Here is a 14,170-nt window from a genome sequence, read left to right as displayed (position 1 = left end):
AGAAAACATGCAATGAAACGGTCTTGTTGGCAAGATCTGCCGTATCTACCTAAACACAACGGCAACGAGACGAAATTCTTAAAGGAAACCGCGCTTAAAAATGCGAAACAGACCAGAGAAAAAGCAAAAAGGCAGCCTAAGCCGCCCTTTCAAGAAGTTGAGAATGACTGTTGTATTCCTAGCGAACCGGATAATTACCGCGAGCGATCAGGCCACCGTCTAATGTCAGGATCGAGCCGGTCATCCAGGCCGCCTCATCCGATAGCAGATAGGCGGTTGCTTCACCCATCTCTTCGGTAGTGCCGTAGCGACCCAACGGCATCCGATTACACCACTTTTTTTCCATCGCCGGTTGCGACAGAATCGCTTCGGTACGTTCAACCGGAACGACACCCGGTGCCAAAACATTGACACGAATACCGTATTGCCCCCATTCCGCCGCCTGAACCTTGGTCATCGCATCCAGCCCGGCTTTGGAAGCGGCATAGGCAGAAAACCATTCGCAAGTCGCCTGACCGTGGATACTGCTGTTATTGACGATCGCACCGCCGTGTCCAGCAGCGATACAGGCTTCGGCAAACGCGCTGCTGAGGCGGTAAGGCGCAAGCAAATTGACGGCAATGGTTTCGGCAAATTGCTTGCCTTCGACATCGTTCAAAGAGGTGACTTTGCTGACCACTCCGGCATTATTAACCAATGCATCCAGGCCATCGAATTTCTGCCATGCCTGTTCGAAAAAACCGCCTAAAGCCGCAGAATCGCGAAAGTCGCATTGCAGGCTAACCGCTTCAGCCCCCATCTCTCTGACTGCCGCCAGCGTCTTTTCAATTCCGCTTTCATTGCGGTTGTAATGCAAAACCAGACGACAACCTTTCCCGGCCAGGACACGCGCCATTCCAGCACCGATACCGCTGGAGGCTCCGGTAATTAAAACTCGTTTCTTTTCCAATCCTCGCACACTTCCCCTCCTACTTTCGGTTGCTGTTGAGAATATCCAGAATCAGACCGACGATTTTTTCGCTGGCTTGAACAGGCGCTTTTTGACGAATCGCATTCGAAGCGGCACTGCGTTTTTCGGCATTCCAGGCCAGCAAACGCTCCTTTAGTAACTCGGCTGTCAATTCATTCTGCTGGATCACTTCGCCGCCTTGCAGGTCGACCAGCGCCTGCGCATTTGCCGTCTGATGATCATCGACCGCATGCGGATACGGCACCATAATTGCCGGACGTGCCGCACCCATCAACTCACTGACGGTTAAGGCACCGGAACGGCATAGGACCAGATCGGCCTGCTGATAAGCGTCGACCATATCGTCGATAAAAGAGACAATTTCTGCCTCGACACCGGCTGCGGCATAAGCATCTTGCGCTTCCTGCAAAGTTTTTTCTCCGGTTTGGTGATGCACCGTGGGACGCTGCTCCTCAGGAAGCAATGCCAACGCTTGCGGCAGAGTCGTATTCAGCGCCAAAGCACCGCGGCTGCCGCCGAGAACCAACAGATTCCACGATTCACGCTCTTCGACTGTCGGCAAGCTTTCCAGACCGGCACGAATCGGATTTCCCAGCATGGTTACTTTATCGCCGTGCAATGCCTGCTGCGGAAAAGCGGTAATCACTGCCTTGGCTATAGGAGTCAGCAACTTGTTGGTCAAACCGGGAATTGCATTCTGCTCGTGCAATACCAGCGGCAACCCGAGACTTTTCGCAGCCAGACCGCCCGGACCGCAGACAAAACCACCCATACCGAGCACCAGCTGAGGTTCAAGCTGTTTCATCAAGCGGCGCGCCTGCCACCAGGACTGCGTGATTTTCAGCGGCGCTTTCAACCAGCCAAGCAGCCCGTTGCCGCGCAGACCGCGTATCGAAATTTCATAAAACGGCAGACCGGCTTTTTCAACCCACTGGCGTTCCATGCCTCCCTTGGTCCCCAACCAGACGGTTTCCACGCCCAATGGCTTCAAAGCGGCAGCCAGAGCCAAGCCCGGAAAAACATGACCACCGGTCCCACCGGCCATAATCATGATTCTAGCCATCTTTATCCTCCTTAATTCCGGCTCTGGTTTCATAATCGACGCGCAATACGACCGCAATCGCAATACTCAGCAACAGCACACTACTTCCGCCGTAACTCATAAACGGCAGGGTCAGCCCTTTGGTCGGAAAAGCTCCAAGGTTTACCCCCATATTGATTCCCGCCTGTAGAATAATCCAGATACCGATACCGTAGGAAATCATACCGCCGAAAAAACGCTCGGAGATGATCGCTTTATGACCGATGCGGAACAGGCGTTGCAAAATACCGATATACAGCAGAATCAAAACCAAGACACCGATAAAACCGAACTCTTCGGCGTAGACGGAAAACAGGAAGTCGGTATGTGCATCGGGCAGGTAAAGCAGCTTCTGTACACTGCCGCCAAGTCCGGTACCTAACCATTCGCCGCGCCCGGAAGCGATTAGCGCCTGCGTCAACTGATAGCCGCTGCCGAACGGATCCTGCCAAGGATCAAGAAAGCTGCTGACGCGAGCCATTCGGTATTCGGAAGTGGTCACCAGAACCACCAGAATCGTCACCATCGGCAGAACCGTCAGCACGAAATAACGCCAGGGCGCACCGGCAATCAGCAGCATACCGGTAATCATGACCGCAATAACCAGCGTACTACCGTAATCCGGCTCCATCAGCAATAGGATCGCCATCAGCCCAAACGGCAGAGCGAGTCGAATAACCGCTTCGAAACTCTCGCGCACCGCATTGGCATGCCGATCAAGATAACCGGCCATAAAGATAACGATGACCAGTTTCATGAATTCCGATGGTTGAAAATTCATTACCACCAGCGGCAACCAGCGTTTACTTCCGTTGATCTCGCGCCCGAAAATCAGTACTGCGATCAGCAGAAAAATTGCCAGGAAGAAGAGTTTTCCGCGATGTTTGGCCCAGAAATCGACGGGAATCTGGAAAAGAAAATAGCCGAACGCGGCGCCCATTCCCATAGAAATCAACTGACGCCAAAAATAGTGATCGGAAGTACCAAAACGAGATTCGCTGATCGCTACCGAACTGGAAGCGACCATTGTCAGGCCGAGAATGCACAGCGCAGTAATCAGACCCAGTAACCAGAAATCCAGTGGCCACTTTCGGCTCGCTTCGCGCCAGGCATCAATCACCTTTACTCTCCTTGCAAATCCATTACCAGACGGCTAAAAACTTCGCCGCGATGCACATAACTATCGAACTGGTCAAAGCTGGCGCAAGCCGGTGAAAACAGGACAACATCACCGTCTTCGGCATTTTCCGCCGCCAATTTGATCGCGCTCGGCAAATCCTCTACCAGCTGCAGATTCACTCCCGGCAGAGCCTGTTGAATAATTCCTTTATCGCGTCCGAAAAGAATCGTCTGCTTGCAGTATTTCCGAACCGCCGGTTGCAGCGACGAGAAATCCGCATCCTTACCGACACCACCGGCCAGTAGAATCAAATGCCCCTCACTCTGCTCACCCAGACTCTGAATCGCGGTCAGGGTCGCACCGACATTGGTTCCTTTGGAATCGTTAATCCAGTCAACTCCTCGCAAGGTGGCAATATGCTGGGTTCTATGCGCCAGACCGTTAAAATTCTTCAAGACTTCGAGAAAGTGTTCTTCGGAAACCGAAAAAGGATGACACAGAGCCATTGTTGCCAAGGCATTCAGCAGATGATGACGCCCTTGTAAACGCATATCCTCTACGGCAACCAGAGGCTGGCTGTGATAGCCGAGCCAGGTTTTTCCTTCGGATTCAACCAGACCGTAATCGCAGTTTTTCAAAGGGCAGTCTAAACCGAAGCGCAAAATTTTAGCGTGGTGAAAAACCCCTTGCGGGCTGAAATCAATCGGCAGAACGGCATAATCGGTATCGGCAAACACTTGTGTTTTAGCCTGAATATAGGCTTCCAGATCATCATAACGATCCATGTGATCTTCGGAAATATTCAGTACTGTAGCGGAAACGGTATGCAGCGAATAGGTCGTTTCCAGCTGAAAGCTAGACAGTTCAATCACGAAAACATCGTAAACATTTTCGTCCAATAACAGATCCAGCACCGGTTGACCAATATTACCGCCGACGGCTACCTTATAGCCGGCTTTTTCCAAAGCCAGGCCGGTTAAGGTTGTTACGGTGCTTTTACCGTTGGAGCCGGTAATTGCCACAACCTGAGAACCGACTGCACGGGCAAAAAGTTCGATATCTCCGATCACTTCCTTACCGAGCTTGCGCAAAGCAACCACCCAGGGTTCGCTCTTGGCGATACCGGGACTTAATACAATGCAGCGAAAACGGTTGAGCCAGCTGCTGGGAATTTCTCCCAAAGCAATCTCCACTCCCGGGTACTGTGCATCAATCGCATTGATATCCAGATTTTCTCGTGTATCAAATGCCAGACATTTTACTTTCTGCGCTTTGAAATAGCGCAACACCGACTGCCCGGTTATCCCTAATCCCGCAACCAGATACATAAGCGACCCTTCCAGTAATAATTAAGCCAAGTCCGTTTAAACGACTTTTAAACCGCTGTTAACTTTGGTACTGAAACCCTCTAACGGATTTTCAAACTAGCCAGTCCGATCATGACCAAAATAATGGTAATAATCCAGAAACGCACGATCACTTTGGATTCGTGCCAGCCTTTTTGTTCAAAGTGATGATGCAGCGGCGCCATCAGAAAAATACGCTTGCCGCGCAGCTTGTAAGAACCAACCTGCAGAATAACCGAGACGGTTTCCGCGACAAAGATTCCGCCCATGACCACTAACACCAATTCCTGCTTGACTGCCAGCGCCATGGTGCCCAAAGCCGCACCGATCGCCAATGAACCGACATCGCCCATAAAGACTTGTGCAGGATGGGCGTTGTACCATAAGAACCCCAAACCGGCGCCGGCCAGAGCGGCGGCAAAGATCGTCAACTCTCCTACACCGGGAATATACGGAATATTCAGATAATCGGAAAAATATACGTGCCCTGACAGGTAAGCGAACACTCCGAGTGCGGCCGAAATCATTACGGTCGGCATAATTGCCAGACCGTCCAGACCGTCTGTCAGGTTGACCGCATTCGAGGTCCCGACAATCACGAAATAGCCCAGCAAAATACTCCAGGCTCCGAGGTGAATCACGGTATCTTTCATGTAAGGAATCAGCAGCTGAGTTTCCGCCGGCACCGTTGCCATCATATACAGCGCTACCGCGGTGGCAAAACCGATGATCGATTGCCAGAGATATTTGGTGCGCGCACGCATACCATTCGGATCACGGTAGACCACTTTTTTGTAGTCGTCGATAAAACCGACGATCCCGAAGGCCAGCATGGAAAGCGTTACCGTCAACAGATAATGATTGCTCAGGTCTCCCCACAGCACGACACCGACGGTGACCGAAAACAGAATCATGGTCCCACCCATCGTCGGGGTACCGGTCTTAACCAAATGTGTTTGCGGGCCGTCCTCTCGAACCGCTTGACCGACTTTTAAACGCTTCAACCAGCGAATCATCGTCGGTGCAATCAAAAACGACAGTATAAGAGCCGTGAGAATACTCATAATGGCTCGCATGGTAATGTAGCTAAACACCCCAAAACCAGAAATATACTGCTGCAAATATTCGGTTAAATAGACCAGCATAATTTACTCTTCGCTCTAATCCGCATCCGCCAGTCAGACGAACGCTTACTGATAAAATTCAAAGACTCGGTTTATTCTTTGTTCTACTTCTCGACAGCGAATTCATCAGTCAAAGCCTGAGTGACCAATTCCATTCGCGCCGTTCGCGAGCCTTTCACTAAAATATTGACCTCATTCGATTGCCGCAAAAAAGCTTTCAATTCGGCAATCATCTGCTGGTGATCGTCAAAGCGTCGTCCATCCGCATGAAACACACTCAACATAGGTTCAGTCTCTTCTCCCAAAAGCCAAAGGTGCTGAATCCCTGCCTGCTGCGCAAACTCGGCCACAGAACGATGTCCCTGCTCACTGTCCACGCCCAATTCACCCATGGCTCCCAGACACAGCATCGAAATTCCGCCCAAATCCTTAAGAGCGCGAATTCCGGCCTTGACCGATTCCGGATTGGCATTGTAGCTATCGTCAATCAGATAACCGAATTGCAAACGGCACGGTTGCAAACGACCGCCAACTCCGGTAAACGACTGAAGAACCGGTTGCATTTGTTGCCATTGCAGACCGGCTGCATGACAGACTGCAATGCAGGCTGCTGCATTATAAGCGTTATGCGTCCCAAGCACAGGCATTTTAACGGCATGCTTCTCTGCGGCGTATTCGACTGTAAAGCCGACTCCGTCCGCGTCACTCTCAACGGAGTTCAAACGCACATCTGCTGACGGAGCCAGACCGAATTTCAGTATTTTGCAGGCGTTATTTTGCTGTAATTTTTGTAGCCAAAAATCGAATCCGGCCGATTCGCAGTTAATGATCGCCACGCCGTTTTGATGAAAACGGTTGAGACCATCAAAAATCTCTCCTTTAGTCTCGATCACCCCTTGCAAACTGCCGAAGCCTTCCAGATGCGCACCGGAGGCGTTATTAAGCAAAGCGATGTCCGGCTTGGCCAACTCGGTTAAATAGGCGATTTCACCGGGATGGTTCGCCCCCATCTCGATCACCGCATATTGATGCCTCGGCCGCAGATTCAGCAAAGTTCGAGGAACCCCTAAATCGTTATTCAGGTTACCTTGCGTTGCCAGAGTCTCTCCAACTGAGGAAAACAGCTGATTCAATAAAGTTTTGGTTGTAGTTTTACCGTTACTGCCGGTTATCGCTACCAGAGTTTGCACCGGCATCTGCATCCGATGCCAAGCGGCAAAACGCCCCAAAGCCAGACGGCTGTTATCGACCACCACTACCGGCACAGCAGCATCAACACTGCGTTCGGCCAAAATCACTGCTGCGCCTTGTACAACCGCCTGTTCGATAAAATCATGCCCGTCAAAACGCTCACCCGCCAAGGCGATATACAAAGCTCCTGGCGCGAGCGTTCGGCTATCGGTACTCACTGAATTAAAATGAATCGCTTCCGGCTCGCATGCTGCGGCCTCCAGACTCAATTCGGCGTCACCTTGCAGTGCTAATAACAAATCCGCCAAAGTCCATGAGAACTCAGAGCTCCCAATATCGCTTTGCAGGCTTCTTAACTGTGCTTCCGCTTGGGCCAGCGTTTGTTCAGGCGACTCCGTCTTCTGCATTTCTATCCTTTGAGTACCAATTCGATTGTATCTTCTGCACTTTGTCTGTTTTCGGTTAAGCCAACGCGGCAAAACTCACCTGCTATTTGTGCATCGCTAAACGGATATTTTATTCCGGCTATTTCCTGATAGGTTTCATGCCCTTTACCCGCCAGCAGCACCAGATCGTGATCGGCAGCCTGTTGCAGAGTCCACTCGATCGCTTGTCTACGATCCTGTATAACCGTCACCATTTCAGATTGCGAAAAGCCCTGGCAGATTTCACCGATGATTGCCTCCGGATCCTCGTCGCGCGGATTGTCACTGGTCACAACCACTTTATTCGCCAACTGCTCGGCAATCTGAGCCATCAATGGTCTCTTACCTCTATCTCGATTACCTCCGCAACCAAACAGCACCCACAATTGCGACTCTGAAGCCGATAGATGATCACGAATAGCTTGCAACACCGAACGCAACGCATCTGCCGTATGTGCAAAATCCAACACGACAATCGGTTGTCGGCACAGCGTCTGCATGCGTCCGTCAACCGCTTTGAGTTTGTGCGCACCATTCAGAAGCTCATGCCAGGAAAAGCCGTTTGCCAATAAGATACTCAAAGCGCACAGCAGATTCTCGGCATTAAACCGTCCCAGCAGAGAGACACTTAAATCCGCATGCTTTTCGGAAAAACTCAAGCTCAACTGCAAACCTTCCGGGTGCAATCGCAAATGATTGCACAGTAGTTCCTTACTTGACCCGCTATGACCTCCTTCTTCTAACCGATAAGAATAAAGATCAGATAAGGCCATACTGTCACACAGCTCTCTGCCGGTTTCATCCTGCAGATTCACTATCTGGACATTTGAAGCAAACTCGGTAAACAAACTCTTTTTAGCATTCCGGTAAGCTTCGACACTGCCGTGAAAATCCAGATGATCGCGAGTAATCTGCGTCAGTGCCACCGTTTGAAAATGAACACCATCAACACGCCCCAAACTCAGAGCATGTGAAGAAACTTCCATCACCACCCATTCATAGCCTTGGCGAAGGAAATCCGCCAGCAAACGCTGAACCGAAATCACATCCGGTGTGGTATTGAGTGTCGGACTCAAATTTTTCCAGTAACCGTTACCCAAAGTGCCTATCAGAGCAACTCTGTTACCGAGATGCTCCAGCAGCTGAGCGGTATAAAATGCCGTCGACGTTTTGCCGTTGGTTCCGGTAATTCCAACCACCTTCAGATGTCGGCTTGGTGCGTCATAAAACCAATCCGCCAGCAACGGAAGAATGGCCTTTAAATCACTGCTCCAGAAAAAAACACTTTCGCATCCACTCTGTTCCCAGATGCTGCGCTCTTCTTCATTCAGAGGGCGGTCGCTTAAAACCAGGCCTGGTTTTTTATCCAGCACCTGAGATAAAAATGCCAGCCCGTGCTTTTGACCACCCTGTATAGCAATAAAAGCATCACCCGCGTTTACACCTCGTGAATCCAGATGCAGGTCAAACACCGGTTCGGAGTGTAAGTCTCCCAGACTCTGCACAGCAAAGCCGTGGTTTTGAAAAAACGCTTCAATCCGTTGCAGCGTTTTCATCTATGCGACGCCACAAGATGGGTTTCGGTTTCAACCTGGTCAGGAGGTACATTACGCAATCGCAACGCCTGCTCCATGACCTCTTTAAAGACCGGAGCTGCAACGGCACCACCATAGTAAATACCGCGCGCCGGTTCGTTAATCGCCACCACCATGACCATATTCGGATCGGACACCGGCACAACACCGGCAAACAACGACATATAGGTGTTTTGCTGATAACCGCCTCCGCGACTGGTTTTATGCACGGTCCCGGTTTTCCCTGCCACTCTATAACCCGGGACCTGAGCCAAAGGCGCAGTCCCTTTCTTGGATACCACCGATTCCATCATCGACAGCACATCAAATGCCGATTGCGGTTTGACCAATTGAACCCCCTGCGGCGGTTGCTGCAACTTAATCAAGCTCAAAGGCAACATTTCACCACGGTTGGCAAACAACAGATAGGCGTGTGCCAAAGAGAGAATATTGATATTAAAACCGTAACCGAAGGAGGCCGAAGCCTGGTCAATCGGCTGCCACTGCTGCGCGGGTTTTAAATAACCGTTATTTTCCCCCGGCAGATAAAGACCGCTCTCCTGCCCGAAACCAAGCTCCTTCCAAAACTCACGTTGCTGTTCGGCCGTCAATTTCAGGGCAATCTTCGAAGCACCGACGTTACTCGACTTCTCGATAATATCGTGTGGCGTCAATTCGCCGTAATTATGAGTATCGGTGATTCGCTCGCCCTGAATCCGCACCGATCCGGGAGCGGTATCAATGACCGTATCGGTCGTAATCACCCCTTCGTCTAGAGCCTTGGCGATCACGAAAGGTTTGATCGTCGAACCGGGCTCGATTAGGTCGGTAATCACTCGATTGCGAATCGCCCGTCCTTTTCTCTGCGATGAATCGTTCGGGTTATATCCCGGCAGACTGACCATCGAAAGAATTTCTCCGGTTTTCGCATCCAGAACTACCGACACTGCCGATCTTGCCTGATGCTTGATCATGGTCTCTTTCAGCGCTTTATAGGCAAAATGCTGGATGCGCTCATCCAAACTCAAAACGATCGGTTTGCCGGCTTCCGATGCCTTAACATCGCGGACAAAATCCACCACATGCCCGGCGCGGTCTTTAATGACCTGTTTCTTTCCGGGCTGTCCGCTCAACCAGTCCTCATACGCCAATTCGACACCTTCCAGTCCGCGATCGTCGATATTGGTAAACCCGATCAGGTGCGAGCTGGTTTCCGCCGCTGGATAATAGCGTTTATATTCGTCCTGAGTATAAACACCGTACAAATTCAACTGATCGATTCGTTCGGCGATCTGCGGTTGCAACGAGCGTTTTAAATAGAGAAAACGCCGCTTATCATGCGATTCAATCTTCTTGCGTACAACCTTTACCGGCTCGCCAAGCACCTGAGCCAATAGAGCAAAACTGTGTCGATAGCGTTCGATCAAACGCATATCCACCCATAAAGACGGTGACTCTTTATTAATAACGATTTTGCGGCCGTCACGCTGCAGAGTCATTTCGATTAATTTCAAATAGACGCCGGGAAGCTGCAGTTCCTTAAGAATCTTCAAACGCTCGGAATCGTTTACCTGTGTAATAAAGCTAAGCTTTTTATCCCGATTCTTTTCTGCCAGCGCGACCAGCTCAGCATCATTCAATCCCAAAACATTGAGAAAAGAGCGATAATTTCGGTCATACTCCAGCAGTATTTTCGGGTCGACCCAGACCGATGCCATCGGCGTACTCAGAGCCAGCAACATACCGTTGCGATCATAAATTTCACCACGAGGCGCCGGAATTTCGATATTACGAACATGGCGCTTATCACCTTCGTTGCGCAGAAAATCGGTTTTAAGAACCTGCACATAAAAGGCCCGCACTGCAACCGCCAAGAAACCGATTACAATCAGATAGAACACCACCTTGTCACGTCGAAACTCACTGGCCACTCTCTACCTCGAAGGCTTGTGCGGACTGAGGCGGCAAAATCACCGTCTCGTAATGGTCTTTTTCAGATGTCATATGCAAACGACTGCGTGCGATCTGCTCAACGCGGATCGATGAAGTCAGATGGGTTTTTTCCAACATTAGACGTCCCCACTCTTCACGCGCTTTCAGCGCCTGCTGCATCACATCGTAGTACTGCGATTCCAGATAACGGATTTCATATTGAATTTTCACTATGGCAACCAGACTGCCCAGAATCGCAACCAGGAATATAAATAGAAAAAGCCCGCGCCATTTAAACGCAATTAAATGGGCAGGCATTGGGAATCGATTGATCATCTTAAACCTTTATCAAGCGCTATAGAGTTGACAATTCAGAGGTTGCGGCTCCGAATTGTACCCTATTAATCCGCTTGACGGCGTAAGAAGGCCGGGATATCCAAATAGCTTGAACCGCTTCCAGCAGAAGGGGCCACACTACCGTTAACGGCCATTTTAGGACGAACCAGTTCCGGTTCAGCCAACATATCCGGCTTAATTGAATCGGTTGAACCAAAAGCCGGCTCACTCTTAACCGCTTCAATGACAGGCTCAGCTTCCAGTTTAGGAGCCGGCGCTTCTACTGAAGTAGCCGTTTTAACAAACTGCGGCTTGGTAGAAATCGCATCGCTTGGCACAAGACCGGTTGCAACAACAGTAACACGAATGTCTTCAGTCATACTTTCATCAAGAGAAGTACCAATAATAACGCGGGCATCCGGGGCAGCTACCTGATCGATAACATCACCCACCTCATTGAATTCACCCAGAGTAAAGTCCAAACCGCTGGTGATATTGACCAACAAACCTTTCGCACCGGAAACAGCAATATTATCCAGCAGAGGGTTGGCAATCGCTTTTTCGGCCGCCTTGATAGCGCGGTCGTCGCCTTTCGCGTGACCGACACCCATCATCGCCATTCCACGCTCACCCATAACGGTACGCAAATCTTCAAAGTCGACGTTGATCATACCTGGACGGGTAACCAATTCAGAAATACCTTGAACTGCACCGTACAAAACCTCGTTAGCGTAGTCAAACGCTTTGGCCAGGACAAAATCGCGTCCAAGCACTTTTAGCAATTTATCATTTGGAACCGTAATCAGAGAATCAACATGTTCGGCCAGCTCTTCAATACCGGCATCGGCCACCTTATTACGGCGTTCGAAGCCAAACGGCTTGCTGACAACACCTACTGTCAGAATACCCATTTCGCGCGCAGCCTGCGCAACAACCGGAGCCGAACCGGTCCCAGTTCCACCGCCCATACCAGCAGTGATAAATACCATGTCGGCACCACGCAAAGTCTCTTTGACTTTTTCGATATCCGCCTTAGCCGCTTGTTTACCTTTTTCAGGATCAGCTCCGGCACCTAAACCGTTTTCGCCCAATTGTAGACAAATATCTGCAGGAGAGTGTTCCAAAGCCTGCGCATCGGTGTTAGCACAAATAAACTGCACACCTTCAACATTCGAGCGCACCATGTAGTCAACGGCATTACCGCCGCCGCCGCCCAGACCGATAACTTTAATGACCGGCATGCCGGGCTTGCGTAAATCCGTTGTTTCTGTTCCGATAAATTTCATGACGACGATTCCCCTTGATCAACATGATTCTAATAAGCTAATGGACTTTACTCCGCTGAACCGATCCGTTCGGCAACCCGCAACACAGCGCTTCGGGATCTTGCATTCAAGCGGCACTCTTCTGCAGATGGAAAGACAGGCTTTCCAATTCTCTTCAACACCGGCTCAATTACTTCGATTTGAATCGGCGAATCAGGAAATAGATCTTGAAATCGAGACTGATCTCGAATAAACACCTTGACGATTCGGTCTTCCAGAGAGTGGAAACTGATCACTGCCAATCGTCCCTGCGGTGCCAACACCTCAATCGAGGCCTGCAATACATTCTTTAAAACATCCAGCTCTCGGTTGACCGCTATGCGAATCGCTTGAAATGTCCGGGTAGCCGGATGTTTGTTTTTTTCGGTTTTCGGCGAGGCTCTTTTAACCAGCTCCGCCAGTTCCAGAGTGGTATTTAGTTTATTTTCCGCCATCGCCTCTTTTATTTGTCGTGCGATGCGTCCGGAAAAACGCTCTTCACCATAATTTTGCAAAGCCAGTTTGAGAGTCTTCTCGTCCACTTCCGCCAACCACTGTTTGGCACTCAAACCGCTTTTATTATTCATGCGCATATCCAAAGGACCTTCGCGCATGAAACTGAAGCCTCTATCAGCGTCATCCAACTGTGGTGACGACACACCTAAATCAAGCAGCAAACCGTCAATTTTTCCGAGCAATCCACGTTCTCGGCAATAATCGGCAAGCTGCTCAAAACTCCCGTAGACTATTTCAAATCGCGGATCGTCAAAATATTCTTTGGCATAAACAATCGCTTGCGGATCCTGATCGATGGCAATCAAACGACCTTTTGCACCTAAACGGGAAAGAATCGCTTTTGAATGCCCGCCTCTTCCGAAAGTGCCGTCAATATAGATACCATCTTCTTTAATATTCAAGGCATCGATCGACTCTTCCAACAATACGGAAAAGTGACTCAAGTTTTCCGACACACAATTCTCCGTTTTACAGACTCAAGCTTGCCAAAGATTCAGAAACTTCATTGGACATGGCTACATCCAACATTTGAGGACGACTGGCATCCCAGGCTTCCTGCGACCAAAGTTCAAACTTATTTCCCTGACCCAATAAAATCGCCGGCTTATCAATCTTGGCGTGTTCGCGCAGCAGGCTCGGCAATAAGACACGGCCCTGGGAATCGATTTCCATCTCAGAAGCATGCCCCAGCAACAGACGCTGATAAAGACGTGCCTGAGGGTCGACATTCGGTAAGGACATCAGTTTGCGTTCAATCACTTCCCACTCGTCCAGAGGATAGATCAGTAAACAGGGGCTATGCAGATCAATAGTCGCCACCAGCTGATTATCGCTGGCTTCTTCTATAGCCTCACGATACTTCTTAGGAACGGCCATGCGTCCCTTAGCATCGATATTGACCGAATTGATCCCTCTAAAAAACAGCATAACACCAAAATTCGCCACTTTTCCCCACTTGATGCCACTATATTGATTATCAGCGCCACTGTCAACCACCCTTACTAACGGAATTTTTCATTACAAGACAATGACTTAGCGAGCTACCAACAAGTAATCGCCACAAAACTTAAAATTTTTTATACTTAGTTATCAATAACTTAAAAGACACTTAAAAACTTGTCACTTAAGTATCAAACAAAAACTATTAAATTTTTTTTGTAAAAAGCGCATTTTCAGGCATTAACAGACAAGTAACTATATATTGTGGACACAATTAAGCACATGCACTAAATAAAGGAATTACCCAATAAC

12 protein-coding genes are annotated in these 14,170 nt (G+C 49.7%); all 12 read right to left on the bottom strand.

The features are described 5' to 3' along the window. Positions 1–178: 178 nt before the first annotated feature. The 12 genes from H8792_RS09455 to mraZ all read right to left on the bottom strand — a co-directional run bounded on the left by H8792_RS09455 (position 179) and on the right by mraZ (position 13,864). Positions 179–958, bottom strand: coding sequence for an SDR family NAD(P)-dependent oxidoreductase (locus tag H8792_RS09455; protein ID WP_319557302.1), 780 nt, complete (start codon positions 956–958; stop codon positions 179–181). Positions 959–968: 10 nt separating this feature from the next. After that, complete coding sequence (gene murG / locus H8792_RS09450; RefSeq protein ID WP_185978709.1) at positions 969–2,033, bottom strand: undecaprenyldiphospho-muramoylpentapeptide beta-N-acetylglucosaminyltransferase; 1,065 nt, start codon at positions 2,031–2,033, stop codon at positions 969–971. After that, positions 2,026–3,171 carry a putative lipid II flippase FtsW gene (ftsW, locus tag H8792_RS09445; RefSeq protein WP_185978708.1) on the bottom strand — a complete coding sequence of 382 codons (1,146 nt, stop codon included), beginning with the start codon at positions 3,169–3,171 and terminating at the stop codon, positions 2,026–2,028. The genes murG and ftsW overlap by 8 nt, the downstream gene beginning before the upstream one ends. A gap of 2 nt (positions 3,172–3,173) precedes the next feature. Further along, on the bottom strand, positions 3,174–4,499 hold the full coding sequence (gene murD, locus H8792_RS09440; protein WP_185978707.1) for a UDP-N-acetylmuramoyl-L-alanine--D-glutamate ligase: 1,326 nt from the start codon (positions 4,497–4,499) through the stop codon (positions 3,174–3,176). Between the two features lie 80 nt (positions 4,500–4,579). Then, positions 4,580–5,662 (bottom strand): phospho-N-acetylmuramoyl-pentapeptide-transferase, encoded by a 1,083-nt coding sequence (mraY, locus tag H8792_RS09435; protein WP_185978706.1) that lies wholly within the window; start codon positions 5,660–5,662, stop codon positions 4,580–4,582. An 83-nt stretch (positions 5,663–5,745) separates the two neighbouring features. Beyond that, positions 5,746–7,239: a UDP-N-acetylmuramoyl-tripeptide--D-alanyl-D-alanine ligase gene (locus H8792_RS09430; RefSeq protein WP_185978705.1), complete on the bottom strand. Its 1,494-nt coding sequence runs from the start codon at positions 7,237–7,239 to the stop codon at positions 5,746–5,748. A gap of 2 nt (positions 7,240–7,241) precedes the next feature. Further along, positions 7,242–8,813, bottom strand: a complete 1,572-nt coding sequence (locus tag H8792_RS09425) for a UDP-N-acetylmuramoyl-L-alanyl-D-glutamate--2,6-diaminopimelate ligase (protein WP_185978704.1) — start codon at positions 8,811–8,813, stop codon at positions 7,242–7,244. Then, the gene (locus tag H8792_RS09420) at positions 8,810–10,762 is read right to left on the bottom strand and encodes a peptidoglycan D,D-transpeptidase FtsI family protein (protein ID WP_185978703.1); all 1,953 of its coding nucleotides are present in this window, start codon (positions 10,760–10,762) and stop codon (positions 8,810–8,812) included. Before H8792_RS09420 ends, H8792_RS09425 begins: the two co-directional genes overlap by 4 nt. Beyond that, the gene (ftsL, locus tag H8792_RS09415; RefSeq protein ID WP_228767059.1) at positions 10,752–11,099 is read right to left on the bottom strand and encodes a cell division protein FtsL; all 348 of its coding nucleotides are present in this window, start codon (positions 11,097–11,099) and stop codon (positions 10,752–10,754) included. Before ftsL ends, H8792_RS09420 begins: the two co-directional genes overlap by 11 nt. A 65-nt stretch (positions 11,100–11,164) precedes the next feature. Beyond that, complete coding sequence (gene ftsZ, locus H8792_RS09410; RefSeq protein WP_185978701.1) at positions 11,165–12,385, bottom strand: cell division protein FtsZ; 1,221 nt, start codon at positions 12,383–12,385, stop codon at positions 11,165–11,167. Between the two features lie 47 nt (positions 12,386–12,432). Beyond that, on the bottom strand, positions 12,433–13,374 hold the full coding sequence (gene rsmH / locus H8792_RS09405) for a 16S rRNA (cytosine(1402)-N(4))-methyltransferase RsmH (protein WP_185978700.1): 942 nt from the start codon (positions 13,372–13,374) through the stop codon (positions 12,433–12,435). Between the two features lie 13 nt (positions 13,375–13,387). Then, positions 13,388–13,864, bottom strand: a complete 477-nt coding sequence (gene mraZ, locus H8792_RS09400) for a division/cell wall cluster transcriptional repressor MraZ (RefSeq protein ID WP_319557296.1) — start codon at positions 13,862–13,864, stop codon at positions 13,388–13,390. Positions 13,865–14,170 lie beyond the last annotated feature (306 nt).

It is taken from the genome of Thiomicrorhabdus heinhorstiae (assembly GCF_013391765.2).
In the GTDB taxonomy this organism is placed as follows: Bacteria; Pseudomonadota; Gammaproteobacteria; order Thiomicrospirales; family Thiomicrospiraceae; genus Thiomicrorhabdus; species Thiomicrorhabdus heinhorstiae.
This window is presented reverse-complemented; position numbering and strand designations above follow the sequence as displayed.

Coding starts and splice junctions, on each gene's coding strand:
- murG (WP_185978709.1), bottom strand. CDS start 2,033: ATGGCTAGAATCATGATTATGGCCGGTGGGACCGGTGGTCATGTTTTT.
- murD (WP_185978707.1), bottom strand. CDS start 4,499: ATGTATCTGGTTGCGGGATTAGGGATAACCGGGCAGTCGGTGTTGCGC.
- mraY (WP_185978706.1), bottom strand. CDS start 5,662: ATGCTGGTCTATTTAACCGAATATTTGCAGCAGTATATTTCTGGTTTT.
- H8792_RS09430 (WP_185978705.1), bottom strand. CDS start 7,239: ATGCAGAAGACGGAGTCGCCTGAACAAACGCTGGCCCAAGCGGAAGCA.
- H8792_RS09425 (WP_185978704.1), bottom strand. CDS start 8,813: ATGAAAACGCTGCAACGGATTGAAGCGTTTTTTCAAAACCACGGCTTT.
- ftsL (WP_228767059.1), bottom strand. CDS start 11,099: ATGATCAATCGATTCCCAATGCCTGCCCATTTAATTGCGTTTAAATGG.
- ftsZ (WP_185978701.1), bottom strand. CDS start 12,385: ATGAAATTTATCGGAACAGAAACAACGGATTTACGCAAGCCCGGCATG.